We start from the raw sequence: 23,584 nt of genomic DNA on the forward strand, positions 1-23,584 counted from the left end.
GCATTCGAAAACGTGGCGCGGATTACTTACCCCGGCGCTCGACACCACCTGGAGCCTTGTCACAGTGCAGGCAGTGCTCGCAGTTCAACGTCCGGCACAGCCAGACCTTCACCCGCTGCCAGTACGTGACCATGAAGATGTGTCGGGCGCCAGCCAGGGCCAGAGACACATGCAGCGTCAGCCCTGCACTGGTCGGGCCGAAGAAGATGTTCTGGCTGCGAGCCATGACGACGAAACCGCTGATGGCGATCGTCGAGTAGATCAGCTTCCCAAGGATGCCGTCCCTCACCTTCCCGCTCAATACGCACCAGGCTGCCCACAGCGCGATAAGGCCGCAGGCGATGGAGTTGATCAGTTCAAGATTCATGGTGGATTGCCTCCCCCGAATCGCTGGCGAATGAGCGCCCAAAGGTCGGCGGCTTTGATGGCTCGGTTGATTGCCAGCAGAAGCGAACCGCCGAAGGTGCCCAGGAGAAAACCAATCCCGGCCACGATGCTCGGCTCGGTGACATTCAGGTAGGCGCTCACCATACCGGTCAGGTAAAGGGCGCAGACAATGCCGGTGAAAAGAAACTTGCCCCAGGCGCGCCAGTCGGTCAGGTCTTCCTTGTGCCACCAACTGGCGACGATGGCCCCAATGAGGCCCGCGATGACCCACTCGATTCTGTCGAGCAAGCGATGCAATAGATCCATGCGCTCGACTCCGTGGGGCATGTTTGAAATAGGTCAGCCCCGGCGGCACTCCCTGCTTAGAGCGAAGGGTGTGGCGGGGCCGAAAACGAAAAGGCCCCGATCATGTCGAGGCCCTGAATAGGTGTGCGGGTTTTCCCACTATCCCGGTGTCGGCGCACAGGCGCTACCGAGGCTGGTAGGTGTAAGGTGGCGATACAGAGCGCTATTCAATGCAACCGTCGCCATTTGCTCTGCATTACAGGACTCTCGCACGATGGATCTCGCCAACCTCCAAACCAAAGATTTGCTAAGGCTTCAGTCTGAAGTAATAGCTGAGCTCAGAACTCGTGGAGTCCTGAGAACAATGAACAATCCAGTCGGCGACTATGCTGAGTGGCTGGTTGCTTCAGCCCTCGGATTGATGCTCGCCAACAACTCATCTGCTGGCCATGATGCAGTGTCTGATGACGGCAAAAAATTTCAGATAAAGGCGCGGCGTGCCACCCCTACTAACAAATCCAGACAGCTAGGCGTAATACGCAATTTGGATAAAGGCGATTTCGACGAACTGATCGCAGTTATTTTCAGCGAGTCCTATGAGGTGTTAGAGGCTGTATCAATCCCACACGCAGTGATATCCGACTACAGCACGCACAGATCACATGTAAATGGTCACGTTTTGAACCTCCGGGGAAAACTTCTCGCTGACGGCCGAGTTCGGGATATTCGTGCCGAACTCAACCGAGAAATTTCCCAGCAGACTCACAAAGCGGGCGAGATATCGAAGTAGTAGTCCTTCCCTTCTTCAAAACGCTCGGCGCGGTCGGCGGCCACGTTAACGGTGTATTCACCATAAGGCGTGTACTTGCCGTAGATCGCGTCTTCTTCCACTGGATTGGCTGACCACACTGCACCGAAGTGCAGGCGGGTCAATGATTCCGTCGAGCTCTGAACGGGCCCCTTAGAGCGGAGAGTCATTTTGCAGCGAGTGATATGCGACATCGGGAGATCCTCTGTATCGAATGGGCAGGAGGGTCTTTCCGGTCTATCGCCTGCGCTTGGGCAATAAAAAACCCGGCTCGATGGCCGGGTTCCTTAAGTTAGAGCTTTTTGGATAACAGGAGTGAAGAACAGCAGTTAACCCCTAGCCCAGATAAAACAAACAAACTAGACGAGATTAGACTTTTCATCATCATAATTCCTCCTGTGGTTACGGTCAGTACCGCCGTAATCGGCATTGCTATTAAGGTTGCTGAGAAGTACAAGCCAACGGTTAAAAGGAATGCTAGGAGTAACTTTCCTGCTGCAGCGGATAAATTGCTCGTCCCCTGGTCCATAACGCTAGCTCGCGTTATCCAAAAAACACTAACCATGCTGCGAAGGCGATCTATTTGAGCGCAGAGTCGACAGCATGGGTTTAATTTCGCTCATCCGCTCACTGATGTCAACTGGCAATCACGCGGCGCGCTCAATCAGCAATCCTTCCCCCTCAAGAATCTCAGCAGCGTGCGCCAGGGCTTCGTTCACCAGGTCATCAGCAGCCTTGCCAATGTCCTGGCGCCACCGGCGCCGGGTAGACTCGGGCGTAGCGTCGTTGTCCCAGGTGTTCATGTCGTAAAAGCTGTCCTTCAGCACGATCATGTCCGCAGATCGCGACTCATCCTTGCGAGCCTTCGACTTTCCGGCGGCCAGCGCTGCCTTCACTACCGCCTCGCGGCGCCAGTCGGGCGTATCCAGGGGAATATCGACCGATATCGACGTGGCGACCTTGGGCCGCGCGCCCTTCAGTTGCGGCACCGCCCAGGCCGTGGTCGCCTTGAACAGGAACAGCTTCGGCGCAGGGGTGCTAATCAGGGCCTGTAGTGCCGATATGGATTGAACCTTGCGGCCGCGATGCGTGCTGTACTTGGCCACAAGCGCGTCCCAGTGCTTTGGCTCGAGCGCACTATGCAGGCGAGCTGATACCCAGCAATCAACCTGGGTGCGGTCGATTGTGTCAGCGCCACGGGAGCGTACCAGAGTCGCCAGATCTCCACCTTCTTCCTCGTCGGCAGAGTTGTACAGCTTCTGCCATGCCTGCTTGCTGGTGTTGTCGATGGCTTCGGCGGCGAGAGCCGAAACAACTGCGTTCAATACGCCTAGATAGATCATGCTGCAGCCCTCTTGAGTTCTCTGGTCTTTGCCCGGTATTTGGCCTTGATGGCCTTGATCTCTTCCGCGGTGTACTTGCACGGCGCGTGCATGCCCTCCAGCCAGGCGACCTTCTCGGCGCCGATGCGCAGCACAAGGCGAATGCGGTACTCCACGGCGTTGCCGGAAAGGTTGCGGTTGCACTTCACACACTGCCGGTGGATGTTCAGCGGCTCGAAACGTAGCTCTGGGCATGCGCCGACGGAACGATAGTGCCCAGCGTCCCAGCGGCTGCCCGTCATCAGGTCGCTGTCGTTCGGCGTGGAGTCGCAGCTGATGCACGGCAGGTGTGCGTCACGGAGGCGCACGTACTCGTTCACGGCGCCCTGAGCTTCGCGCAGGTGGTCCGCCCTGCTCTTCAGCTTCTCCTTGCGGACCTTGATCTCGGCGCGCTCGATATCGGCCAAGGCCTTGCGAGCCTTCGGCTCATGCCGTGGCGCGTCGATCATTGCGCAGGCCGGGCTGCATACCGCCTGCCCCATGCGCGAAGGCACGAATAAGGCCCTGCACGTAGCGACTCGGCATTTCTTCGGCCTGGCCGGCTTTCGTTCGATGCTCATTGGTACACGCTCCCAGCCTGACCTGGCGCATTGCTGTTGGTGCAAGCCAAGTCATGATCACTTGCTCTCGGGCAGCGCTTGCATCCGCACACAGGGCACAGAATCATTTTCGTGGATGAGAGCGGCAACCACATGAAGCCGACCTGCTGGCCCAGCTTGTTCTCAGCGATACAGCGGTGGCATTCGCAGTTGAGTGGAGTGGTCAAAGGCACGGCTCGACCTCCTTGGCTTTCTGCTGCTCGGGGGCGAAGTCGCCGCGAAGGGGCATCAGGTTCTTCTCATGCTTGATTGCCCATTCATCGCGGAAACGGCACATCCAACCACCGATTCCCGCCGATGGCCTGAACTGGTATTTCTTACCTGACGTCGGCGAAACCACTACCTCGTTTGGCAGAACGAAGTGCATCAATTCCGCTGTCTCGCCCATGTAGCCACCAGAGATCACCAGCGCGAGTTCGCCCGGCTTGAAGTTATGGCTCATGCAGCCTCCTTGAATGCTTCAAACTCTGCCATCTCGGTCAAGCGCTCTTCGGTGAGCGTCGGCCAGTCATGCAGCACCAGGTACGCGCAGCACTGGCGCCAGAAGTCTTGGAAGACCTCTTCGCCCATCGAGTCGTAGGAAAGACTGCGGGGTGTCTTGCGGGTGAGCTGGCCCAGGCCAGGGATGTCGAACAGCTCCTCATTGCAGTACACGCCCGACTCCAGTTGCAGGGCCTTGATCGCGTCATGGGACTGCTTGTCAGAGAACCGATCGATGTTCTGGCTCAGCACCCGGCCCAGGCCGTGGACCAATCCATTGAACCGTGGGTTGCGCGGCTGCTTGAGGTCGGCGCGGATCTTGGTGTTGATGCGGAAATCCCGCTCGCGGAGGATCGACCGGTCAGCGTCGGAGGACGGCACGAACGCGGCAACCTCCTTGCCGGTGGCTGGGTCTACCAGGCGGCGCAGCACCAGGTACACGGGCATTGGGCGAGGCTTGGCAGGCTTGGTCATGCTGCAACCTCCGTCAAAGGTTCGCCGGCGCGCCGGGCCAAAAGATGTTCACGCGAGATAAAGGCGTCGACGACGAAGCCGCCAAGGTCGATCGCCAGCTGAATGCCATCGCCCTTGCCGCGAGCCACGTAGTACTTGCGATCCTTACGCCCTTGAACCGGGTCAAGGACGGAGTAGTTCTCGTCGGTGACCTCGATCAAGATCTGGTGGTTGCCGCCTTCGATGTTTAGTGAAGGTGACGTGCACAGATAAACACCCTCATCAGCAAGCGGTGGGCAGTCCAGGCTAAAGAAGGCAGTGTATTCAACGCCGAGGCGCTCCAGCATCTGCCGCAAGGTCAGACCCCCGTCGCGATAGGGCTTGTGCATCTCTTCGATGACTTCCGGTGCAGGGCGCCCAACGATCATTGCCAGGCAGGTCGACACGCAGCTGTACGGGCACGGTTGCATTTGGTGAGTGATGAGCGGGTTCATAACTGCTCTCCCTTGCCCATGGCGGCGTCGAGCAACGCGTCCAGGTCTTCACCGGTCATCCCGGTCGCGTGTGGACCAATCCACTCCACGACTTCGATATAGCCGCTGCGCGCCAGACGGAGCCATTCGTAACGGGCTGCGCCCTTGCGCAGCGACCCGATCTCAGCCTTCTGCTCAGCATTCACCCGCTCGTAGGCTTCGTATCCGGCCTTGAGGACGGAGACTTCGGCCTGGAGTGCTTCAACCTCTTGCCAGAGTCGGTCGGAAAGCGGATCGAACCAGCCAGCCATTTTTTTCAAGCTGCGTATGTGTTCGGCAAGCTCGGCGGATGTTTGTTCTCGGACGTAGGTCATAGCTCTTGCTCCAGTGACTCTCCGCCATCACCCGGCGCAGAACCGGCCTTCGCCAGCGCAATGACCTTCTCGGCCTGCTCCAGCAACTCTGGGTACTGATCATCCCAATTCTGCTTGTAGGCCTTGGCCATCATGGCTTCGAGGGTCTTCAGCAGTTCTGGAGCGGTGCGCATGAGGTAAGCATTCGCCCAGCTTTCGTCTCCGATCACGAACTTGATGCCGTTGTGGTCCATGGCACCGATGGTGGCGATCTCAAGCGGATCCCCATCTCGCATTACGCAGACGCAGTAGTCCTGCCGGTCTACGAGCCATTGCTCTTTGGTGTGGTTGCTCATGTCCGTTGCTCCATGGTCTTCTTGCCGAACCTGGCCAGCAGCAGCGCACGCGCTGATTTGCCGTCAGTCGGGATGCCCTGCTGAAGGATTCGCGCCTGGGTCTGCTGGTCGGCCAGTTCGTTGGCCAGTTCGAATTCGGTCTTCTGGCTGTCGTGGCCTATCCCGGTGAGGATCTTGCCGTCGAGTGGTTGCCCGGCCTGAGCGCGGCGAAGGATGATTTCGTAGTTGCGGTCAAACCTGGCGCGAAGTCCCTTGTCTTCCTGCTTGGCGACGCGCAGATCGAAAAGCCCGGTAGCCTCGGCGGCCAGCTTCACCGCTTCATGGCTGTACGCAGCCATCAGCGCTTCGATCCAGGCGTCAGCAGCGGCTGGCATGCCGAAGTCTTCCGGGCCAGGCACGCACATGGCGATGAACTCACCAACGCTCGGCGCGAAAGGTTTCTTGAGCTTGCGGCACTTCTGGATGCCGAACTCGATCTGCTCCAGGGTGCGGATGCCCGCCTCGGCGAACTCCTTGATCCACTCGGCCTTTGCAGCGTCCAGTGCTTCGGTGGACGGCCACGCCTGGCGCCATGCAGGGAAGATCCCACGCAGCCGGCGGAACAAGTCGTTAACCACCTCGACCGTCTGCGGCGTGATGTCGATCGGCTGGACATGGCTTTCAGCGGGCAGGTTGCCCATGGTCGCCATCAGTTGGTTGACTGGCTTCATGGGCGAGCCACAAGGCCGTCAGCCCACGCGTTGCTGTTGAAGTCTGGTTCGCCAGACTGAGGGCGCGGCGTGAACTGGTGGACGTTGCTACCGGCCGGCGACGGATCCGGTACTTCGTCTTCCCAGCGCTTGCCGTTGATCCACGTCGATGGGTGCGGGATGAACCGGCCTTCGTCCTTGAGCCAGTCTGTCGTGAGGCACTGCGCCCCCAAAGCCTGAACCAAAGAATCGAAAAGCTCGTTGGTCAGCTTGAGCTTGTCCCACGCCTTGCGTGCAGCCTCCTTGCCCACCTTGCGTGGATACAGGGCCCAGAACTGCGCGAACAACTCAGCGTGATCGACCTCATCATCGCCATAAGGCTTTTGTTCTTTATCTTCTCTTCTCTTCTCTTCTCTGGTCCGCAAACTGTCCGCATCACTAGCGGACACATTGCGGACATTCTTCGCCTTTCTGTCGTTGCGCTTGCGCTCGTTATCATTGGCGCGGCGCTTGGCGCTGGCCCCGTTATGCTCTTCAAAGCGAGGCATTACGAGGCTTCCGTCGTCTTGGATGCCCGCCCATTCCACGTCAATCATGGCCTGGGTAAAGCCTGGCCAGCCCACCACTGCATCCATCGCGTCGACGGTGTAGCCCACCAGCACGCCATCATCACAATGGGTGTCGAAGATGCTCCAAGCGATATGCAGTCCGCCGATGATCCGCAACCTGTCCGCTTTCAATGCGGACACCATTCGGAACACTTTCGGATGCGTCTGAAGGTCTATTCGCATTTTTATCCAATCTCCGGCCATTACTTGGCTCCTTTGCCGACAAGGCCGGCCAATTCAAGGAAGCGATCCACGTACCAGTGAGGCTGCGTCTCGCGGGGGCATTGAGGGCTGGTGAGGTTCTTGCCGTAGGCCAGGCCTTTCTCGGTCACGGACCAGAAATCGACCATTTCCTGCTTGGAGTTTTTGCGCTGGAGCAGCGTCAGGAAGCCGTGAGCCTTGAGTTCAAGGTTGAAAGCGCGGGCGGTGCTGGCGATGGCGTGATCTTTGATCAGGGCGGTGATTGCCTTGGTAGGCATCGAAGAGCCGCCAGCGGCGTCAGGCGCAGCGTCCACCGCATAGCCTGGAAGGAACTTGGCGTCCAGGCCGTTGTTGGCGGCGATCTTGGCCAGCATCAGCATCTTGCTGGAGTTGGCAGGCTTTAACAGGCGGTCGAAGCATTCCAAAATGGCAAGCTCGCCGACGATCTTGGAGTTGTTCGGGCCCTGGACGGAAAAGGTGCCGGTCTTGCGAATGCTCGGCAGAACCTGGCCCACCACCCACTCTTCGAACTTCTCGGCGGCCGGCAGCTTGGACTTCATCACCAGCCGGTACAGGTCGCGCTCAGGAATAATGGTCATGAAACCACCACCCTGTTTCGGGGTAGTGGTCGCGGCCTTGCAGTGACGGGACACGGCGTTCTCTGGCTTCGAGTAACCCAGTGCGTCAGCGACATCGCGGGCGATAAACCATGGATCGCCGAGCTTGTCGGTGATGACCCGGATCGCAGCGCCGTCGAAGTCAAACGGAATTACTGAGGAATTGCGCGCCACGTTTTCAGATTGCGAAAAACGTGGCGCGAGATTGGCAGAGCTATTGATATGTGGCGGGGTTTGCATATAATCGGCCTCACAAAGTGTTATCGAATTAGCCGACCTTGACCGTCGGCTTTTTTGCGCCTGAAATTCAGGCGGCCTTTACCGATGCATCCATCACGTCAAGGCTCTGGCGAACGTGGTTGATCTCTTGGCGGATAAGGTTCTTTTCGAAGGTGCTGACGTGGTTGTCGTCCAGCGCCTCATGCACGGCGATGGTCAGGTCGGCCACTTCCTTCGCGACATTGATCAGCGACTTTGTGAGCCCTTGCGGCTTGGGCGCGGCCTTCGCCACCAGCTCAAAGCCGAACTCATTTGCCAAGGCTTCAAGCGGACGCATGTCGCCGGTGTGCAGTAAGATCCCGAAAAGATGCTCCACGGTCAGGTGGTGAGCCTCGTTGTCTGGGTTTGCACGCTGAAGCAGGCCAACGTGTGGAACACCCATCTTTGCAGCCAGGGACTTGGGCTCGTTGCCCTTCACTGCTGCCTGGCATGCATCCAAAAAGTCTTCCATTCGTAAAACCTCAAATTTGTTTCCGTGGCGCCCTGCCGGTGCAGAAGCGATCATTTGCTCAATGGAACGGCGGACAGGGATGTCAGGCGGCGCCGCGCAGGACTTTATGCGCAAGGTCGAGAAGATCAGGCCGGAGACCTGCGATAGTGATCTCGCCGCCAGATGCGTCTTGAAGGCGTTCCGCCAGATCAGCCGAGGCCTTTCGGTGACCGCCTGCCAACTGCCAGAGGTGGCCTACCGTCGTCTTAGCAGCGGCAGCCACTGACTGGCGCCGTTCGTTTGAAGCGCTGGCGAGCCAGTCACGCAGATGGTCATTCATGGGATCTCTCCTTAAACATAGGAGAAATTTAGCTTATAGCTAATATCGTAGCAAGGAATATTTAGCTTTGAGCACATTTAGCATTGAGCTAAACGCTGGCATTCTTGCCCGCATGGATATTTATGCGATTCGTAAGCAGAAACTGATCAGCCTCATCGGAACCCAGCGGAAAGGCGCATGCGCCGAGCGCTGGGGGATGGCGCCTGCGCACTTGAGTCAGGTTTTGTCTGATAAGACAGCAAAGAACCTGGGTGACGATGTCGCCCGGCGGATTGAGGCAATCGAAAAGTTGCCCAGGGGCTGGTTCGATTCCATCTCAGCCGATGAGTCGGCAGCTCTAAATTTCGGCGGGCATGGAGGAGCGACGAGCGAAGAGACTGCACCGAGCGCGGTGGACCAGATAAAGCAGATGCTTTCGAAGGTAAAGGGGCTCAGCAGCACCGCTCGCGATAGGATCATCGCGGCGGCGGACGAAACGAGCAACGTCATAACCGTCGACTTCTCCCGCCCCGGTCAGGTCGGTGACGAGGTGTGGATTGCCCACTACGACGTGCGCGCAGCTATGGGGGGCGGGCAGATCCCGCACGAATACCCGGAAATGCTCCAGGACGTCAGAGTCAGCCCCAAACATCTACGCGACCTGGGCGTCACCTTCAAAGAGCACTTCCACCTCAAGATGATCACCGGCTGGGGCCAGTCGATGGCTCCCACGATCAAGGATCGCGACCCCCTGCTCGTCGACATCACTATCCGGGAGTTCACCGGCGACGGTATCTACCTGTTCTCCCACGATGACATGCTGTACGTGAAGCGCTTGCAGAAGAAAGGCAAGGATCGCTTCAAGATGATTTCGGACAACAAGCACCACGACCCCGAGGACATCCGTGTCGACGACACCCATATCCTGGCTCGGGTGCTTTACGTGTGGAACGGACAACCGGTGTGACGCCATGGCCCTCACTAAACCCAACCAGCAGCTGCGCCGCGACCTGAAAGAAGCTGCCGCCCTACTCAAGTGGTCAGGCGTGGACCTGATGAAGATGGCTGTGCGGCTGTCTGATGCAGGGTTTGAGCGTGATGCCATGGAGCTGCTCACGATCATTGGCAGCTTTCCGGATGCCGAGGACAAGCTGGCGGGTTATGCGGATGAGGTGAAGGCGGGAAGGATTGCGCGGGGTAAGGCTGATATATAGTGAGCTGCGATAGATTTTTTTTGCGTGACCCCGTGGGTGACATTAGTGTCCAATCATGAAACATGACCGGCTACCCATCAGAAATGACTAAGAAAAGGCTCTGCACATGGAAGCGCTAATCAACCCAGAGATCCTACGCTGGGCAAGGTCGCGTGCTCGCTTAAGCATCGACTCTGTCGCAAAAAGCCTCGGGACCGCTCAGGATAATATTATTGCTTGGGAGGAGGGTCAGAAGCGCCCATCTTTTAATCAGGCTATGAATTATGCAAAAGCGACGCATATTCCATTTGGATACCTTTATCTCGCGGAGGCCCCAGCGGAAGACCTCCCGCTACCAGATTTGCGTACCGTAAATGGTCGAGAGCCGTCTTATAGCTTAGCATTGAAGGATACAATTCGATGGGCGCTGGAGCGCCAAGCTTGGTATCGCGATTGGTTAATTGCGCAGGGCTATACAGAGAACGAAGTTACCGGCCGTTACAAAATTAGTGATGGAGTTGGCGTAATAGTCAATGACATTCGGGAAAAATTAGAAATTCCTGAGATTCGTAAAAAAGGAAATTTTGAAGAGTACTTCACTGATCTTGTTACGAAAATCGAGCGCACTGGCATACTAGTAATGCGCAACAGTGTGGTGAACAACAATACTTCTAGGCCACTTTCCGTAGACGAGTTCAGAGGCTTTGCTATCAGCGACAAGATCGCACCAGTAATCTTTATAAATACAGCTGATTGCCCAGAAGCTAGACTATTCACGCTAGCTCATGAAATAAGTCACATATGGCTTGGAAAGTCCGGCGTGTCTGATGCAGAACCATCTAATCATATAGCTGAAGAAGTTTTCTGCAATGCCGTAGCTGCTGAGCTACTAGCTCCAGAGAAAGAATTCCGAGCCAGATGGAACAAAGTGGACACCTGGAAGGATAATCTTCACCCTCTCGCCAAAATATTTCATGTGAGCGAGTGGGTTATTGCCCGTAGAGCTTTAACACTTGGATACATAGAGGCTCACGAATACAGCTCTTTTGTGGCGCAGAAGCTGGCTCTATACAAGCTTCTGGAGAAAAAAGGAAAGCCAACTTATAACCGCCTCCAAACCGGCAGGATTAGTAAGGTCTTAGCAAGCGCTATTGCAAGCGAAGCTTTGAGTGGTCGCATGCTATTTAGGGATGCCGCCAGACTTACTGGAATCAAGCCGCACAGGATCTCTGAATATTCGAAGAAGGACCTTGGGTTTTGAGCTATCTTTTGGATGCAAACTCTTACATACAGGCTAAAAACTCGCATTATAGAATGGGGTTTTGCCCAGGATTTTGGGAGTGGATAGATAGCTCATTTGCTGCGGGAAAGCTAGCAAGTATCTCCATGGTGTACAAAGAAATAACTGATTATGGAGACGAATTATCTAAATGGGCCAAGCAGAGACCAGAGCAATTCGTTGACGTTGACGACCTAGAAACCCAGAAAATTTTTGGCCATATTGCAGAGCATGTAATGGGACTGAAACTACCAAAGGAAAATGAGAAAATTAGATTTCTAGAAGGTGCAGATCCTTGGCTTATAGCGAAAGCCTCTTCTTCAGGTTTTACAATTGTTACTCATGAGGTTCCAGTCCCAGAAAACAGCCAAAAGATAAAAATTCCGAATATCTGTCGCGATTTCGATGTCCCCTACATAAGCTCATTTGATCTACTAGATACACTCAACGCGAAATTTGTGATGCATAGATAACGGGCTTTAGGATTGTAACGTACGCAGCCCGGCCCCGCGCCGGGCTTCTTGTTTCTGTCATCTGAGCTGATAAAATAATCGCCCCTCTCGAATGGACTCGTTTTCATGCGCCTATCCTCGATGCCACTGGCCTTCTGCGCCCTCTTCACCTGCATTTCCTTCACCGCCCAAGCAGAAACCCAAAAAGAGAGAGACCTCAACTGCGCGGCCTACTACGAAGTGCTTTCAGTAGCTGGTGACCAGCCAGACATAAGCCGCAGTCAGTCCTCAAGAGCCTCCTATGTACTATTGGTGCATGCTGGCTACACCCCGGAGGCTCAGGAAGAAGTTGCGCAAAAAATGGTGGAATTGCACAAAGAGACACCAGGGCGGATGACGCCAGCTAGCACTGCCAAGCTGCGTGAAAAATACGACGCCGAATGCAAAGTCCTTCTGAAGGCCGCCATGTGAAGATCCTGGTGCTTGTGAGAGCTGTTACCCTGGCGGTAGCAGCATAAGCAGCCATCATCGAGCTCGGCCCAGCGCCGGGCTTCTTGTTTCTGCCAAGCGCCCTGCTCTGCTATGGTGGCGCCCTCTTATCGCAATGGAAGCATCGAAGAATGGACTCATGGAAGGCTCTGGCCATCGCCCTACTGGCATCGGTCAGCACACAGGCCGTATCAGGTGATGGCGCCAACCCTATCGCTGCAGCGATATTTCTCACAATCTCCGCGCCAACTATTTTAGTTGGATTCACCACTTCTCTTACGACCGAACCGCCAAAGATTTTCAAGTCAGCCAAGACGGACGCCCTGGCGTTCATAGGTTCGGATGGCGAGATCCGCGGTGCTGAGTTTGAGCAGGCGGTGCGCTTTTATCGTACGACTTACACACCGCCACTGATGAATGATCAGCAGCTCGCGCAGGCCATCGCAACAACGTACTGAGGTGAGCGCCCGGCTCTTATGTGGGCCCTCTGCCTGAGCAGAAAAACATCCCCTATCCAAAGCAAATGCCGCATGGTATCAATTAGCTATCGCCAAGTTTTCACGGAGAAACTGCGATGAGGGTCTTTGGATTAGCACTACTCGCACCAACCTGCCTGATCAGCTTCTTCATCAGCAGCGGCGACAATGGAGTCGCTCTTGCAGCTGATCTTCTGTTCTACATCAGCGCCGTAGCACTTTACCTATTCCCCTCAATCTATACCGTCCTAGTCGAGCCGATTCCTCCCCGCCGGGTATTTGTAATAAATCTACTGACCGGATGGACGCTGATCGGCTGGTGCGTGGCTTACTACATGGCTTTGTGCAATCCAGAGAGCCAGCAAGTCGAGGATAAGCTCCACGAGCAGTTATAGGCCTGTAGGGACTCGCTAGCCCTCCCTCCGAGCCTCATTGTTGGCTGTACGCCACGAATGCTAAAGTGCTGACTCAATTATGGGAGGGATCCGATGAAAGCAATGATCGCAGCCGTTCTTATCTCGACGGTTACGGCCTCATCTGCCATTGCGGCAGACAAAGCATACGACTGCCCTCAAATGGATAAGATGGCCGAATCTGTGATGAAGGCCCGCCAAAACGGCGTTCCCATGGCAAAAATGTACGAAGCGTCCGTGACCGATAACAGCTATACGTCCAGAGTCTTCAAAATGCTTATTGATGGTGCGTACAAAGAGAGCGCCTACTCATCTCCCAAGTACAAAGAAAAGGCAATCGTAGATTTCAGAGATACAATCTTCCAGGCCTGCCTTCAGCAACAGGAGCAAAAAGGCTAAAGATCGCAAAGCCCGCCAAGCCCGCCAAGCGCGGGCTTTTTCATACCCGTCAGAAAGGCGCCAGCTCCTCTTCCTGCTCAAACTCAAGCTCTCCCCTGCCCGCCACCTCGACTTCCTGCTGCTCCCACCTCACGGTCACGCTGCCGTCGTCATTGAGCGTCAACTCGAGTTCGTCAGTGTCGGCAATCACACTCAGCACCTCTTCCCACTCTCGATCCCCGTCCGTGTCCAGGCGATGAATCGTCACCCAGCGCTGCGCCTGCGCGACCGGGTGATTGATCATCGATGAGACGCGCAGACCCAGGCGCGCCATACCGCTCATTTCCTGTCGTGCTGCCGGTGCCGCCTGCTTCTTCGCCATAAAATCCCATCCCGGTTAAATGCTGTATATCCATACAGCTAATGGAAAAATCATAGCTCACTGCTAACTGGCGCGTAAAGCGCTTATGGACCTCATTCCTAGGCCAGGCGCGTCCTGGCGGACCGAAATAATTTCGCCCATCGCTAAATATTTAGCTTGGAGCTATTGACGACATTTTAGCTTAAGGCTAAATTAATCCCATCGCAGCGACTTACGAGGGACTGCGAAGGGCCTCCGCCCGCCGCTCTTTAACAACATGCGCCATACACGATTACCCGGCTCACGCTGGGAGGTCAGCCCCGGCTATCACCTGTGGGGCGAGAGGAAGTCAGGTGAACAAAACGCGCTGCCACTACTGGTGACCGGCGACAGACAGGCCCGAAAGCCTGCCAACGATGGGATACCCCATACGGCTGTCGAGGTGTTGACCGAACTGGCGAATGACCTGGTAAGCGGCGCGGAAAACAGAATTACCCGGGGAACACTGCACATCCCACCGGGAGGAATCCGAAAGGTAGCAGCAGCCCGCACATGCGGAACCACCCTTCCCCACCTCTATTACGTCAGCACTCCTCCCCCGCGCCCATCGGCAACCAGCGGGAGGCATGAGTGTTGACGAATACAGGTGAACCAACGAATGGAGTTGACCATGAATCAAAGTCAGCACGCTTACTGCGACGTAGCGCTCGCAATGAATCAGCGCCGCAACATGGCCTTGGCGCTTTGCCTCGGCCTGGTCGGCTCCAGCGCACCGAAGACGTCGCCGTTGTTTCGGGTTATCCCGGCCGGCAATGAGTTCTTCCACGTCGTCGACTCGTCCACTGGCAAGGTGAGAGGGTTCCGTCGCAACCACAACGAAGCCTGTGCCCTCGCCCGCAAACTCGAAAGCAAGTAACGAACCCTTCCCTACCCGTATCAAAACCAAGGCGCCCCGCAAGGATGGCGCGGGAGACAGTCATGTCTAGAAAAATCGTCGCCTTCCGCAACAAGGGTGTTATTGACCCGAAAAGCATCACCACCTTTGGCGTTTCCTCCAAGGAGGGTGAAGGCGCCATCGGGTTCTTCGGCACTGGCTTGAAGTACGCAATCTCCATCATCCTGCGCCAGGGCGGCTCGATCACCATCTACGCCGGTAAGGATAAAATGGAGTTTGGCACGCGCCAGGAAAAGATCCGTGTCGACGAGTTCACCTTCGTGACTATGAACGGCCAGGCGCTTGGGTTCACTACCGAGGTCGGCAAGACCTGGGAAACCTGGCAGGCCTTCCGCGAACTGTACTGCAATACCCTGGATGAGCAAGGCGAGTGCTTTGTGACCGATGAAGAGCCTGAGCCAGCCGAAGATGAAACGCTGATCATCGTGCGTGGCAAGGACTTCTACGATTCTTGGGTCAACCGTGACGCCATCATCCTGGGATCGGAGCCGCTTCATCAAATGCCAGGCCTGGACGTTCATGCCGGGGCCTCTGAATATGTTTTCTATCGCGGGATTCGCGCACTGAAGCTGTCGTCGCCGTCGATTTATACCTACAACATCAGTTCGTCGATGGATCTGACAGAAGACAGGACAATCAAGCATTCCTTCTACGCCGACCATTACATCCGGCAGGGGCTTAGCCAACTTACCGACAAATACGCCATCTCACGCGTAGTCGTGCCTGACGATGGGGTCTACGAGCGGTCTATCGACTTCTCCAGTACAACCCCAAGCGAAGAGTTCGCCACGGTCGTGCGCGTACTTGCGAAGTCCTTTACCAAGGGGCTGAACCATTCTGCGGTCACTGCGTGCCGCGGGAACCTGCTCGACTCGCTTGCCAACGTCGAGCACATGCCGCTGACCAGCATTGACCAGGTGCGGATGGATCGCGCTATCGCGTTCTGCAAGGGCATCGGCTTCTCGGTTGATGAGTACCCCATTGTGGTTACCGAGTTCCTGGGTGAAGGCGTTCTTGGGCGCGCCCACAACGAACACATCTTCATCAGCAAGCGGACGCTGATGATGGGCACCAAGATGCTTTGCGGGACGCTGATCGAAGAGTTCATCCATCTGCGTCACAAGCTTCGTGACGAAACCTACGAAATGCAGAATTTCCTGTTCGATGCGCTGGTTTCGATGGGCGAGCAACTTACCGGCGAGCCCTTGTAATTCCCCTCATAACGCACAACGCGTCGCTACCAGCCGCGCCGGAGGCTCTATGTCTCAAGAAAGTGAATCACCTCTCTCTGCGGCAGATCTGCGAACGATTGCCCACGCCGCGCCAACCGCCAAGATTGAGCGAGAAGAACTCGATGCTGCCCACCGCCAAGCCGAGCGAGAGCGCATCGAGCGGCTTGGTGGGTCGGCTGAGTTGGTTCTGGACCTGGAGGCCAGGCTTGCAGCCGCCGTCGATGATCGAAAGCGCGCACAGGTCGAGGCGAACTACGCCAAGAAGAAGCTGGAGCAGGTTTTCGAGTCGATCAGCGCCGCGGTGGGTCGGGATGTTCGCCAGCTCAGCGTCGTGCACCTCGGCATGGCATTGACAGCCAGCCAGTCGAAGCTGGTCACGCTGGCCGGCTACATCGACAAGGCGCGGACGCTGGATGACCTGGTAGTGGTCAAGCGCGTAGCCAGCAACCTGGGAGTCATCCAACCGCAAACCATGGCCCAAGCAGCTCAGCTTATGGGCCTGAGCCACCGGAGAGTCGTATGAGCCCTGCAATGGCCGCCCAGTTCGACTGGATGATGGTCGGCGCCTTCTCGCCTGACCGATTTACCGGCGAGCAGCGCAAAGAGTACGAAGACGAAGCCCGCCGCATCCAACGGCAGTGGGACAACCAACCAAGCTGAGGAAACTCAAATGTTCAAGAAAGCCGAACGCAAGCAGGCCAAGCTACGGCTGGCACTTGCCGGGCCGTCTGGATCAGGCAAAACCTACTCCGCACTCCTTCTCGCACAGGGGCTGGGCGGGCGAATCGCGGTGATCGATACGGAGCATGGCAGCGCCTCGCTGTACGCCGACATCGCGGACTTCGACACGCTAGAACTGCACGCTCCCTATTCCCCAGAGCGCTACGTCGACGCTATCACCGCTGCCGAGCAGGCCGGTTACAGCGTTCTCATCATCGATAGCTATTCCCATGAGTGGACAGGCTCCGGCGGATGCCTCGAATCGAACGAGAAGCTTGCCCACCAGAAATTCAAGGGCAACACCTGGGCAGCTTGGAATGAAACAACACCGCGCCACCGGCGGCTGACCGACAAGATCCTGACCAGCTCGCTGCACATCATCTGCACCATGCGGAGCAAAACGGAAACCGTGCAAGGCGAAGGGAAGAAGATTCTCAAACTGGGCATGAAATCTGAGCAGCGCGACGGCACAGATTACGAATTCACCGTGGTGCTGGACCTGACTCATGACGGGCACACCGCCATGGCGAGCAAAGATCGAACGAAGTTATTCGAAGAGCCTGAGCTGATCACCGAAGAAACCGGCCGACGGTTGCTGGCGTGGCTGAACTCGGGCGTCAGCCCTGAGGAGCGCGCCAAGGAGTTGCTGGTGGATGCACTGGCTGATATCGCCACAGCCAAGGATATGGCCTCGCTGCAGTCGGCGTTCAACGCAGCCAAAGCCATTGCTTTAGGCTTTGACGATCTCGTTCAACAGGTAGTGGCCGCCAAAGACAAGCGCAAAAACGAACTCTCCCCACAAAGGCAATTAGCATGACCGCTTATATCTTCGACAGCGAAACAACCGGTTTGAACGATCCGCACTTGGTTGAGGCTGCATGGCTGAAACTCAGCTGCGTCAGCAGTCTAGCTATAACCGATTCGTTCTTGCATCGCTACAAGCCAGGCAAGCCGATAGAACTGAGCGCGTTGGCCACCAGCCACATCCTCGACGAGGAACTGACTGATTGCCCACCTCACACCGATTTTGCTCTGCCGGAAGACGTCGTATACCTAATCGGGCACAACGTCGACTACGACTGGCGCGTAATCGGCGAGCCAAATTTGAAGCGCATCTGCACCCAGGCCTTAAGCTCGAAGCTCTGGCCGAGCGCTGGCAGCCACACCCAGTCCGAAGTAATCGAGATAACGGGAATCGGCAGGCAGACGCTGCTCGCCATGTCGAAAGAGTTCGACTTCAAGTTCAAGCGATCCGCCCACGGCGGCCATAACAGCCCAGAGCGAAAGAAGGCCCTGGCTGAGCGAGATGCAGTGCTGGTCGAGCGGATCAAGGCTTACAAGGAGCTTGGAATAAGCAGGCGCCGGGTATGCGTAAAGCTCCACATCACCAGCGGCACACTCAAGCGGATACTCGAAAAGTACTCGATCGACTATCCCATGTCTGCTGCAGGTGGTAACCGATGCGCCGCATAGCCCGCACCCAGCAACGCAAACGCCAAACCTGGCTCGCACTGCCGGCCAGCGGAATAGAAGAGGTAGGTCATGGCTGCCGAACAGAAGGAACGCACAGCCAAGCTTGCCGAGAAACGGCAGGAACTGGGCGAGCAGGAATTACGGCACACGGTCCCGTACGGCACTCGGCAGATGCTCGACGAGTTGATGTGCTGGCATGAGATCGAAGAGGTCAGCGAGGCAGTGCAACTGATGGTGATCAACGCCAAGGCCGATGATCTGCCACCGGCGCCGCCGAAGATCAAAGGCCCGACCGACATCATCCGCCATTACTTCCGCCAGGGAATGCGCGACCGGCTGGCAACGCTCACCGCCGAACTGGGCGAGACGAAGAACAGGGCGACCATCTGGCGACTGATTGCGCACGCGCATTCATTGGGCGTCAAGAAGTCTGCGCATCTCTTCGAAATTCCGCGCCACGATTTGACTGTATCTGAAAACGTGGCGCGCAGATTACAGCAAGCAGGATTCGCCGAATCGCTTCAGATGGATGCTAAGGACGATAGCGCGAGTGGTTGAAAAATCATACTGTCGATCAATCAAGGTGATAATTTTGACAAATGAGCTTCATCGCTGCCAAGCAGTTGCTCTCCAATAAATATTTAAAACATCACCACAAGCCCTTGGTCAATAATGGGCTCAGCACATATCCTGTCATAGCAGTCGCAAGAGATATGACAACGACTGCGGAGGTCATCTTCAAGACCCTAAACGACTTCTCACCTGCTTTTACTCTTTCCCATTCCCTCTTAAGCTCCTCCTGTATTCTTACAACTAACGTCTCGATCTTGTGCAGCATTTCTTCTTTCGTGCCTCCGGTAGTTTCGTCCTGAAGCCAAGCGATCGTCTCTAATATGTCTGTATGTTCATCCACATTCAGGCGAAGTCTAATTCTTGACAAAAGGTAACTTGTTTCCGCAAAATCACGAGATATCGATAGAACATAATCTTTAATTTCGTCATTAGACTTTTTATTTACTATATCTGCTGCGCCAGCTAAAGAATGAGCCGTTCCAACAAATCTCGATATATCATCTCGAAGAGCGTCTATCCAGGCTTGGCGGAATTCTGATGTTTTTTGATCCTTCGACAAAATGGCCATTACCAGAGATACGATGCCAGCTATGAGCGCAGTCAGTATTGCACCCACAAACGGTACGATTAATTCTTCCTTCATATTATAAATCCTTAAAAACTCTATCGACTAGATATCCGTGTCGATGTCTAGGCGGCACTTAATACCCCAACCGAAACCAAATTGCCACCACCGACTACCGGAGGGCGGCGCCTGACTGGAGATAATCCATGGACGACCAGTTCTATCTGCAAGACAGCCGCAGCCACGCCTACGTCGGCGACGGGTTGTCGTTCTGGGGCTTTGGCGGCTCCGGATATGTCACCGACTTGGAAAAGGCCCAGGTGTTCACTCGTGAAGGCGCTTGCGATCACCGCGACACGGACATACCGTGGCCCAAGGCCTATGTCGATGCCCGGGCGCGCGTCGGAGTTGATTGCCAGAACGTGACATTGAGCGAGGCGCTGGACCAGCACCCTGACGCAGCAGAGTTTTACATCCAAAAGCCGCAGTGCTGGAACGGCAACAACCTGATTTGGCTTTGTGATGACGGCATGTTCAATAGCGACCTGTCAAAAGCAGTGGTAGTGCCAAGGGCGCACACCATTACCTGGATCGGAAAGCTGGGCCAGACAGGCGCCGTAGTGTGGCCTAAACCATACATCGACAAGTTTGCACGCCGTTTGGTTGAACGCGACGACGTGAACATCAAGGAGGCCTTGCGAGGCACCGGCATAAGGCTGGCGAAATCGCAAAAGCCACGAATGATGATGTTCAAATGCGATGGCTGCGGCCGGTTCATCAGCGACGCGCAGCGCTATCGGGAAGACTGCCGGAACTGCGGAGCTAGGAATACGCCATAGAACAATACCTCATTGAATCATAAGTTTCTTTTCAATTTTCTTCTCAAAATTGGAAATCAAGCTATCAATAAACATATATGCCTGCTCTGGAGTCCGGCAATTATTTTTTACGAACCAAGACCAGTGCCGATTAATCGATCCATTCATTCTCTCACCAAGCTTAGTATTAGAATCATAAGCCCCCATCCAAATAAATGAATTATTAAGAATAAAAAAACATCGATCCGTGAACTTGAAAATCTCAGCAGCCTCCGACTCAAGCTCGACACGCCAGGCAGATTGGGACTGCAGCACAAGCTCCTTTAATTGCATTTGTTGCTCCCTTGTCTCTTTAATCTCTGGTGATATCTTTTTCTCATCAAACCCCATATCGCTGGCGGTTATTTCATCATCGACTTCTACCATTTGAACTGCGAAATCCGCCCAATACCACATGTTTTGCATTCGAGTTCTATACCCATGAAGGCACGCGACAAGCCTGCGCGCGAGCTCAAGATCTGCAGCGGCATTAACTTGATGCTTCCAACTATTGATATTGGCTGCGGCGACGCATACAGCGACTACTGTCGCTAACGAGCCGAGTATCTCAAATAGATCATGCACGTTGCTCACAACGAAAAAATCGCTGCGGATCGGTACCGCTGCCCATACAGCACCGCAAGCAAAAAGTAAAAACGAACAAAGCCAAACGACCCAGTCACGACTCATAACCCACTCCCCTGTAGATCCCGGAACTATACCGGCGAGGATCCTCTATGTCCGCACAACAGAAGAAACACCCCTTCGATTTCAAAACCCAATACGGACTCGGCTTCAACCCTCAGGACGATGAGATCGTTGTCGACTTCTTCTGCGGTGGTGGCGGTGCCGGGACCGGGTTGGAAATGGGCCTGGGCCGCGCGGTGAACGTTGCGAAGAACCACAGCCCGCAAGCGATCAGCATGCACACCATGAACCACCCAGGCGCCCAGCACTTCACCACCGACGTGTTCGAGGGTGATCCGGACACCGAATGCGGCGGCAAGGCGGTGGGCTGGTTCCACATGTCGCCGGACTGCACGCACCACAGCCAGGCGGCCGGCGGCCAGCCGCGCAAGCGTGAGATCCGGAACCTTTCGTGGATCGGCTTGAAGTGGGGAGGCAAGAAGCGGCCCCGGGTGATCAGCTTGGAAAACGTGAAACAAATCCTCCAGTGGGGGCCGCTGATCGCCAAGCGCGACAAGGAGACCGGGCGCGTAGTCACTTTGGACCTGGTACCGCACCCGACCAAGCCAAAGAGCAAAATCAACCGGGTCGCAGATCTGGGCGAACAGGTGCCGGTGTCGAATCAGTTTCTGGTGCCAGACCCGAAGCGCCGGGGCACCACCTGGCGCCGGTTCGTTCAACTGCTGGAGGGTCTGGGCTACGCCGTTGAGTGGCGAGTGCTCAGGGCTTGCGACTACGGCGCGCCGACCAGCCGGGAACGCCTGTTCATGATCGCCCGGTGCGATGGTCAGCCGATCGTGTGGCCTGAGCCAACCCACGCCAAGAACCCAGCCAAGGGTCAGCAGAAGTGGAAAACCGCCGCCGACTGCATCGACTTTACCGACTTGGGCAAAAGCATCTTCGGCCGCAAGAAAGACCTGGCCCCGGCCACCCTGCGCCGCGTTGCCAAGGGCATGAAGAAATTCGTCATCGACAGCGCGGCGCCGTTCATTGTGCCAATCGCCAACTGGTCCGGCGAGGCAGTGCAGTCGGCCGACGAGCCGCTGCGCACCATCACCTCCTACCCGAAGGGCGGCGCCTTCAGCGTGGTCAGCCCGATCATCGCACCGGCAACACACCAGGGCAGCGACCGCATCAACGATCCGCTCGACCCGCTGCCGACAGTGACCTGCGCGAACCGCGGTGAGCTGACACTGATCAGCCCGTTAATGGTTGGGGCCGGTGGCCCCGAGTATTCGGGCAAGCCGGTGGGCATGGACCAGCCGGTGGGCACGCTGATGACCCAGAACCACCGCTCGATCGCAGCGGCACACCTGGTGAAGTTCCGCTTCGATGACGCGGGCAAGGCGCTGGACGAGCCACTGCCGACCATCACCAGCGGCGGCAACTATCAGCGCCCGGCCGGCGCCGCTCACGCCATGGGCATATCCACGGTGTTCATGGCTCAAATGAATGGCGGTTTCAATACTACCGACGCCAAGAGCATCGAAGACCCGATGACCACGGTGACCAACACCGGCAGCCAGCAACAGCTGGTGGCGGCGAACCTGGTGCACTTGCGTGGCAACTGCGATGCACGGGACGCAAATGATCCGCTGCACACCATTAGCGCAGGCGGCCAGCACCACGGGTTGGTGAGCGCATTCATGGAGCGTGCATTCGGCGGCAGTGTTGGCCAGGGCCTGGAAGATCCGGCGCCGACCATCACGGCCGGCGGCGGTGGCAAGAGCTCACTGGTGTCGCTCACCCTCTCGCCAGAGCATGAAGCGGGCGCCCTGCGCGTTGCCGCTTTCCTGATCAGCTACTACGGCACGGAGAACATCAGCGCTTGCGACTCACCGGCGCCGACGATCACTACCAAGGATCGGCTGGCAATGGTCACCGTGATGGTGAAGGGCACGCCCTACGTGATCGTCGATATCTGCCTGCGGATGCTGAAGCCGTCCGAGCTGTACAAAGCCCAAGGCTTCCCCGCCGACTACATCATCAACCACGGAGCCGACGGCAAGCCGTTCACCAAGACTCAGCAGGTGCACATGTGCGGCAACAGCGTGAGCCCTCCGCCTATGGCAGCGCTGGCACGCGCCAACGACCCGTGGCGCGCAGAAGAACGCCAAGCACACGCCGCGTAACTCCCCAACTCCACAGCCGGGCATGCCCGGCAAGGACTCCCCATGCGCACTAAAGACAACCAAGATCCGCAATCCACCCGACTCGGCACGATGGTATTTACGATCGCCAACGAGCTCGTCAACCATTACGGCAAGAAGCTTGATCGAGAAACGATCGACGAGATCACGCGCAACCTCACTTGCGAGATGTGTCAGGGGCCTACCGCATGGGCATTCAGCAGTAAAAGTCAGCCAGGCGAGCAATTCGTAACGCTCCAGGCCAGCCGCGCCAACCGCGTCTACGTGGCTGGGCCAATGACGGGTATCGCCGACTTCAACTACCCGGCCTTCAACGCCGTAGCCGATCAGCTGCGCGCCCAGGGCTACGAAGTCGAAAACCCGGCAGACCACGGAATCGTCGAGGGCGCGCAGTGGGCCGACTACATGGCCTACGACCTGACGCGCCTGGGTCTGTGTGGCGTGATCGCACTTCTGCCCGACTGGGAGAAGTCGCAAGGCGCACGCCTGGAAGTCCTGATTGCGGAACAACTCGGCATGACGGTTGTGAATGCCCATGATCTGGTAACGAGGGAGAATGCCGCAGTACCAACATTTTTCAAGCTGATGTAAAAAGTACAGCTGCCATTTCAA

At 56.4% G+C, this 23,584-nt stretch carries 37 protein-coding genes; 19 read left to right on the forward strand and 18 right to left on the reverse strand.

All coding sequences use genetic code 11. The features are described from left to right. Positions 1 to 22: 22 nt before the first annotated feature. Both U367_RS0109455 and U367_RS0109460 read right to left on the reverse strand, forming a co-directional pair. Entirely contained in the window at positions 23 to 367 is a 345-nt protein-coding gene (locus U367_RS0109455) for a hypothetical protein (RefSeq protein WP_028616732.1), read from the reverse strand. After that, positions 364 to 693: a hypothetical protein gene (locus U367_RS0109460; RefSeq protein WP_028616733.1), complete on the reverse strand. Its 330-nt coding sequence runs from the start codon at positions 691 to 693 to the stop codon at positions 364 to 366. The genes U367_RS0109455 and U367_RS0109460 overlap by 4 nt, the downstream gene beginning before the upstream one ends. A 253-nt stretch (positions 694 to 946) precedes the next feature. Here U367_RS0109460 and U367_RS01000000130010 point away from each other — a divergent pair, with 253 nt between their 5' ends. Then, positions 947 to 1,462 carry a DUF6998 domain-containing protein gene (locus tag U367_RS01000000130010; RefSeq protein ID WP_032864177.1) on the forward strand — a complete coding sequence of 172 codons (516 nt, stop codon included), beginning with the start codon at positions 947 to 949 and terminating at the stop codon, positions 1,460 to 1,462. On the opposite strand, the gene U367_RS1000000131910 is transcribed toward U367_RS01000000130010, so the two are convergent. From U367_RS1000000131910 to U367_RS0109530, 13 genes are all read right to left on the reverse strand, one after another. Beyond that, a complete protein-coding gene (locus U367_RS1000000131910) occupies positions 1,435 to 1,605 on the reverse strand; it encodes a hypothetical protein (RefSeq protein WP_154670145.1) in 171 nt (56 codons plus the stop codon). The genes U367_RS01000000130010 and U367_RS1000000131910 overlap by 28 nt on opposite strands. A 522-nt stretch (positions 1,606 to 2,127) precedes the next feature. Further along, positions 2,128 to 2,823: a hypothetical protein gene (locus U367_RS0109475; RefSeq protein ID WP_028616734.1), complete on the reverse strand. Its 696-nt coding sequence runs from the start codon at positions 2,821 to 2,823 to the stop codon at positions 2,128 to 2,130. Beyond that, a complete protein-coding gene (locus U367_RS0109480) occupies positions 2,820 to 3,422 on the reverse strand; it encodes a recombination protein NinG (protein ID WP_028616735.1) in 603 nt (200 codons plus the stop codon). The genes U367_RS0109475 and U367_RS0109480 overlap by 4 nt, the downstream gene beginning before the upstream one ends. A 202-nt stretch (positions 3,423 to 3,624) precedes the next feature. Further along, positions 3,625 to 3,903 carry a hypothetical protein gene (locus U367_RS1000000131965; protein WP_028616736.1) on the reverse strand — a complete coding sequence of 93 codons (279 nt, stop codon included), beginning with the start codon at positions 3,901 to 3,903 and terminating at the stop codon, positions 3,625 to 3,627. Continuing rightward, a complete protein-coding gene (locus U367_RS0109490; protein ID WP_028616737.1) occupies positions 3,900 to 4,415 on the reverse strand; it encodes a hypothetical protein in 516 nt (171 codons plus the stop codon). The genes U367_RS1000000131965 and U367_RS0109490 overlap by 4 nt, the downstream gene beginning before the upstream one ends. Then, positions 4,412 to 4,888 carry a hypothetical protein gene (locus U367_RS01000000130015; protein WP_050587860.1) on the reverse strand — a complete coding sequence of 159 codons (477 nt, stop codon included), beginning with the start codon at positions 4,886 to 4,888 and terminating at the stop codon, positions 4,412 to 4,414. Before U367_RS01000000130015 ends, U367_RS0109490 begins: the two co-directional genes overlap by 4 nt. Further along, complete coding sequence (locus tag U367_RS0109500; RefSeq protein ID WP_028616738.1) at positions 4,885 to 5,241, reverse strand: hypothetical protein; 357 nt, start codon at positions 5,239 to 5,241, stop codon at positions 4,885 to 4,887. Before U367_RS0109500 ends, U367_RS01000000130015 begins: the two co-directional genes overlap by 4 nt. Continuing rightward, positions 5,238 to 5,576, reverse strand: coding sequence for a hypothetical protein (locus tag U367_RS01000000130020; RefSeq protein ID WP_032864179.1), 339 nt, complete (start codon positions 5,574 to 5,576; stop codon positions 5,238 to 5,240). The genes U367_RS0109500 and U367_RS01000000130020 overlap by 4 nt, the downstream gene beginning before the upstream one ends. Next, positions 5,573 to 6,286, reverse strand: a complete 714-nt coding sequence (locus U367_RS0109510) for a replication protein P (protein WP_028616739.1) — start codon at positions 6,284 to 6,286, stop codon at positions 5,573 to 5,575. Before U367_RS0109510 ends, U367_RS01000000130020 begins: the two co-directional genes overlap by 4 nt. Then, the gene (locus U367_RS0109515) at positions 6,283 to 7,077 is read right to left on the reverse strand and encodes a hypothetical protein (RefSeq protein WP_028616740.1); all 795 of its coding nucleotides are present in this window, start codon (positions 7,075 to 7,077) and stop codon (positions 6,283 to 6,285) included. Before U367_RS0109515 ends, U367_RS0109510 begins: the two co-directional genes overlap by 4 nt. Next, entirely contained in the window at positions 7,077 to 7,931 is an 855-nt protein-coding gene (locus U367_RS0109520; protein ID WP_028616741.1) for a BRO-N domain-containing protein, read from the reverse strand. Before U367_RS0109520 ends, U367_RS0109515 begins: the two co-directional genes overlap by 1 nt. 67 nt (positions 7,932 to 7,998) lie before the next feature. Further along, positions 7,999 to 8,421, reverse strand: a complete 423-nt coding sequence (locus U367_RS0109525; protein ID WP_028616742.1) for a phage regulatory CII family protein — start codon at positions 8,419 to 8,421, stop codon at positions 7,999 to 8,001. An 82-nt stretch (positions 8,422 to 8,503) separates the two neighbouring features. Further along, on the reverse strand, positions 8,504 to 8,740 hold the full coding sequence (locus U367_RS0109530) for a helix-turn-helix domain-containing protein (RefSeq protein ID WP_017479602.1): 237 nt from the start codon (positions 8,738 to 8,740) through the stop codon (positions 8,504 to 8,506). Between the two features lie 112 nt (positions 8,741 to 8,852). On the opposite strand from U367_RS0109530, the gene U367_RS0109535 reads away from it, so the two are divergent. The 8 genes from U367_RS0109535 (at position 8,853) to U367_RS0109570 (ending at position 13,420) form a co-directional block, all read left to right on the forward strand. After that, the gene (locus U367_RS0109535; RefSeq protein ID WP_028616743.1) at positions 8,853 to 9,686 is read left to right on the forward strand and encodes a S24 family peptidase; all 834 of its coding nucleotides are present in this window, start codon (positions 8,853 to 8,855) and stop codon (positions 9,684 to 9,686) included. Positions 9,687 to 9,690: 4 nt separating this feature from the next. After that, on the forward strand, positions 9,691 to 9,933 hold the full coding sequence (locus U367_RS0109540; protein WP_028616744.1) for a hypothetical protein: 243 nt from the start codon (positions 9,691 to 9,693) through the stop codon (positions 9,931 to 9,933). A 106-nt stretch (positions 9,934 to 10,039) separates the two neighbouring features. Continuing rightward, positions 10,040 to 11,173, forward strand: a complete 1,134-nt coding sequence (locus tag U367_RS0109545; RefSeq protein ID WP_028616745.1) for an XRE family transcriptional regulator — start codon at positions 10,040 to 10,042, stop codon at positions 11,171 to 11,173. Beyond that, positions 11,170 to 11,664 carry a DUF4411 family protein gene (locus tag U367_RS0109550; RefSeq protein WP_028616746.1) on the forward strand — a complete coding sequence of 165 codons (495 nt, stop codon included), beginning with the start codon at positions 11,170 to 11,172 and terminating at the stop codon, positions 11,662 to 11,664. The genes U367_RS0109545 and U367_RS0109550 overlap by 4 nt, the downstream gene beginning before the upstream one ends. A 105-nt stretch (positions 11,665 to 11,769) precedes the next feature. Continuing rightward, complete coding sequence (locus tag U367_RS0109555; RefSeq protein WP_028616747.1) at positions 11,770 to 12,114, forward strand: hypothetical protein; 345 nt, start codon at positions 11,770 to 11,772, stop codon at positions 12,112 to 12,114. Positions 12,115 to 12,263: 149 nt separating this feature from the next. Next, entirely contained in the window at positions 12,264 to 12,590 is a 327-nt protein-coding gene (locus tag U367_RS0109560; RefSeq protein WP_028616748.1) for a DUF2388 domain-containing protein, read from the forward strand. 116 nt (positions 12,591 to 12,706) lie between these two features. Continuing rightward, positions 12,707 to 13,003, forward strand: a complete 297-nt coding sequence (locus tag U367_RS0109565; protein ID WP_028616749.1) for a superinfection immunity protein — start codon at positions 12,707 to 12,709, stop codon at positions 13,001 to 13,003. 93 nt (positions 13,004 to 13,096) lie between these two features. Then, positions 13,097 to 13,420 (forward strand): hypothetical protein, encoded by a 324-nt coding sequence (locus U367_RS0109570; RefSeq protein WP_028616750.1) that lies wholly within the window; start codon positions 13,097 to 13,099, stop codon positions 13,418 to 13,420. Between the two features lie 49 nt (positions 13,421 to 13,469). On the opposite strand, the gene U367_RS0109575 is transcribed toward U367_RS0109570, so the two are convergent. Then, a complete protein-coding gene (locus U367_RS0109575; protein WP_028616751.1) occupies positions 13,470 to 13,781 on the reverse strand; it encodes a DUF1654 domain-containing protein in 312 nt (103 codons plus the stop codon). Positions 13,782 to 14,490: 709 nt separating this feature from the next. Here U367_RS0109575 and U367_RS0109580 point away from each other — a divergent pair. The 7 genes from U367_RS0109580 (at position 14,491) to U367_RS0109610 (ending at position 18,698) form a co-directional block, all read left to right on the forward strand. Beyond that, the gene (locus tag U367_RS0109580) at positions 14,491 to 14,676 is read left to right on the forward strand and encodes a hypothetical protein (RefSeq protein ID WP_050587887.1); all 186 of its coding nucleotides are present in this window, start codon (positions 14,491 to 14,493) and stop codon (positions 14,674 to 14,676) included. Positions 14,677 to 14,738: 62 nt separating this feature from the next. Next, positions 14,739 to 15,926 carry a hypothetical protein gene (locus U367_RS0109585; RefSeq protein ID WP_201769844.1) on the forward strand — a complete coding sequence of 396 codons (1,188 nt, stop codon included), beginning with the start codon at positions 14,739 to 14,741 and terminating at the stop codon, positions 15,924 to 15,926. Between the two features lie 49 nt (positions 15,927 to 15,975). Beyond that, the gene (locus U367_RS0109590; RefSeq protein WP_028616754.1) at positions 15,976 to 16,470 is read left to right on the forward strand and encodes a hypothetical protein; all 495 of its coding nucleotides are present in this window, start codon (positions 15,976 to 15,978) and stop codon (positions 16,468 to 16,470) included. Continuing rightward, a complete protein-coding gene (locus tag U367_RS1000000131970) occupies positions 16,467 to 16,607 on the forward strand; it encodes a hypothetical protein (RefSeq protein WP_154670146.1) in 141 nt (46 codons plus the stop codon). Before U367_RS0109590 ends, U367_RS1000000131970 begins: the two co-directional genes overlap by 4 nt. Positions 16,608 to 16,617: 10 nt before the next feature. Further along, the gene (locus tag U367_RS0109600; RefSeq protein ID WP_028616755.1) at positions 16,618 to 17,484 is read left to right on the forward strand and encodes an ATP-binding protein; all 867 of its coding nucleotides are present in this window, start codon (positions 16,618 to 16,620) and stop codon (positions 17,482 to 17,484) included. Beyond that, positions 17,481 to 18,140 (forward strand): 3'-5' exonuclease, encoded by a 660-nt coding sequence (locus U367_RS1000000132340; protein WP_236639971.1) that lies wholly within the window; start codon positions 17,481 to 17,483, stop codon positions 18,138 to 18,140. Before U367_RS0109600 ends, U367_RS1000000132340 begins: the two co-directional genes overlap by 4 nt. Before the next feature lie 69 nt (positions 18,141 to 18,209). Continuing rightward, positions 18,210 to 18,698: a hypothetical protein gene (locus U367_RS0109610; protein WP_028616756.1), complete on the forward strand. Its 489-nt coding sequence runs from the start codon at positions 18,210 to 18,212 to the stop codon at positions 18,696 to 18,698. Positions 18,699 to 18,789: 91 nt separating this feature from the next. Here U367_RS0109610 and U367_RS1000000130490 read toward each other — a convergent pair whose 3' ends face one another. Continuing rightward, positions 18,790 to 19,356, reverse strand: coding sequence for a hypothetical protein (locus U367_RS1000000130490; protein WP_028616757.1), 567 nt, complete (start codon positions 19,354 to 19,356; stop codon positions 18,790 to 18,792). A gap of 128 nt (positions 19,357 to 19,484) precedes the next feature. On the opposite strand from U367_RS1000000130490, the gene U367_RS0109620 reads away from it, so the two are divergent. Beyond that, positions 19,485 to 20,117, forward strand: a complete 633-nt coding sequence (locus U367_RS0109620) for a hypothetical protein (RefSeq protein ID WP_028616758.1) — start codon at positions 19,485 to 19,487, stop codon at positions 20,115 to 20,117. Positions 20,118 to 20,126: 9 nt separating this feature from the next. Here the strand turns inward: U367_RS0109620 and U367_RS1000000131580 are convergent, their stop codons facing one another. Next, positions 20,127 to 20,825, reverse strand: coding sequence for a hypothetical protein (locus U367_RS1000000131580; RefSeq protein WP_152537909.1), 699 nt, complete (start codon positions 20,823 to 20,825; stop codon positions 20,127 to 20,129). Positions 20,826 to 20,872: 47 nt separating this feature from the next. Between U367_RS1000000131580 and U367_RS0109630 the strand changes: the two genes are divergently transcribed. Both U367_RS0109630 and U367_RS1000000130800 read left to right on the forward strand, forming a co-directional pair. Further along, the gene (locus U367_RS0109630) at positions 20,873 to 22,954 is read left to right on the forward strand and encodes a DNA cytosine methyltransferase (protein WP_028616760.1); all 2,082 of its coding nucleotides are present in this window, start codon (positions 20,873 to 20,875) and stop codon (positions 22,952 to 22,954) included. A 42-nt stretch (positions 22,955 to 22,996) separates the two neighbouring features. Continuing rightward, entirely contained in the window at positions 22,997 to 23,563 is a 567-nt protein-coding gene (locus U367_RS1000000130800) for a DUF4406 domain-containing protein (RefSeq protein WP_073860015.1), read from the forward strand. Positions 23,564 to 23,584: the final 21 nt, after the last annotated feature.

Source organism: Pseudomonas canadensis (assembly GCF_000503215.1).
In the GTDB taxonomy this organism is placed as follows: domain Bacteria; phylum Pseudomonadota; class Gammaproteobacteria; order Pseudomonadales; family Pseudomonadaceae; genus Aquipseudomonas; species Aquipseudomonas canadensis.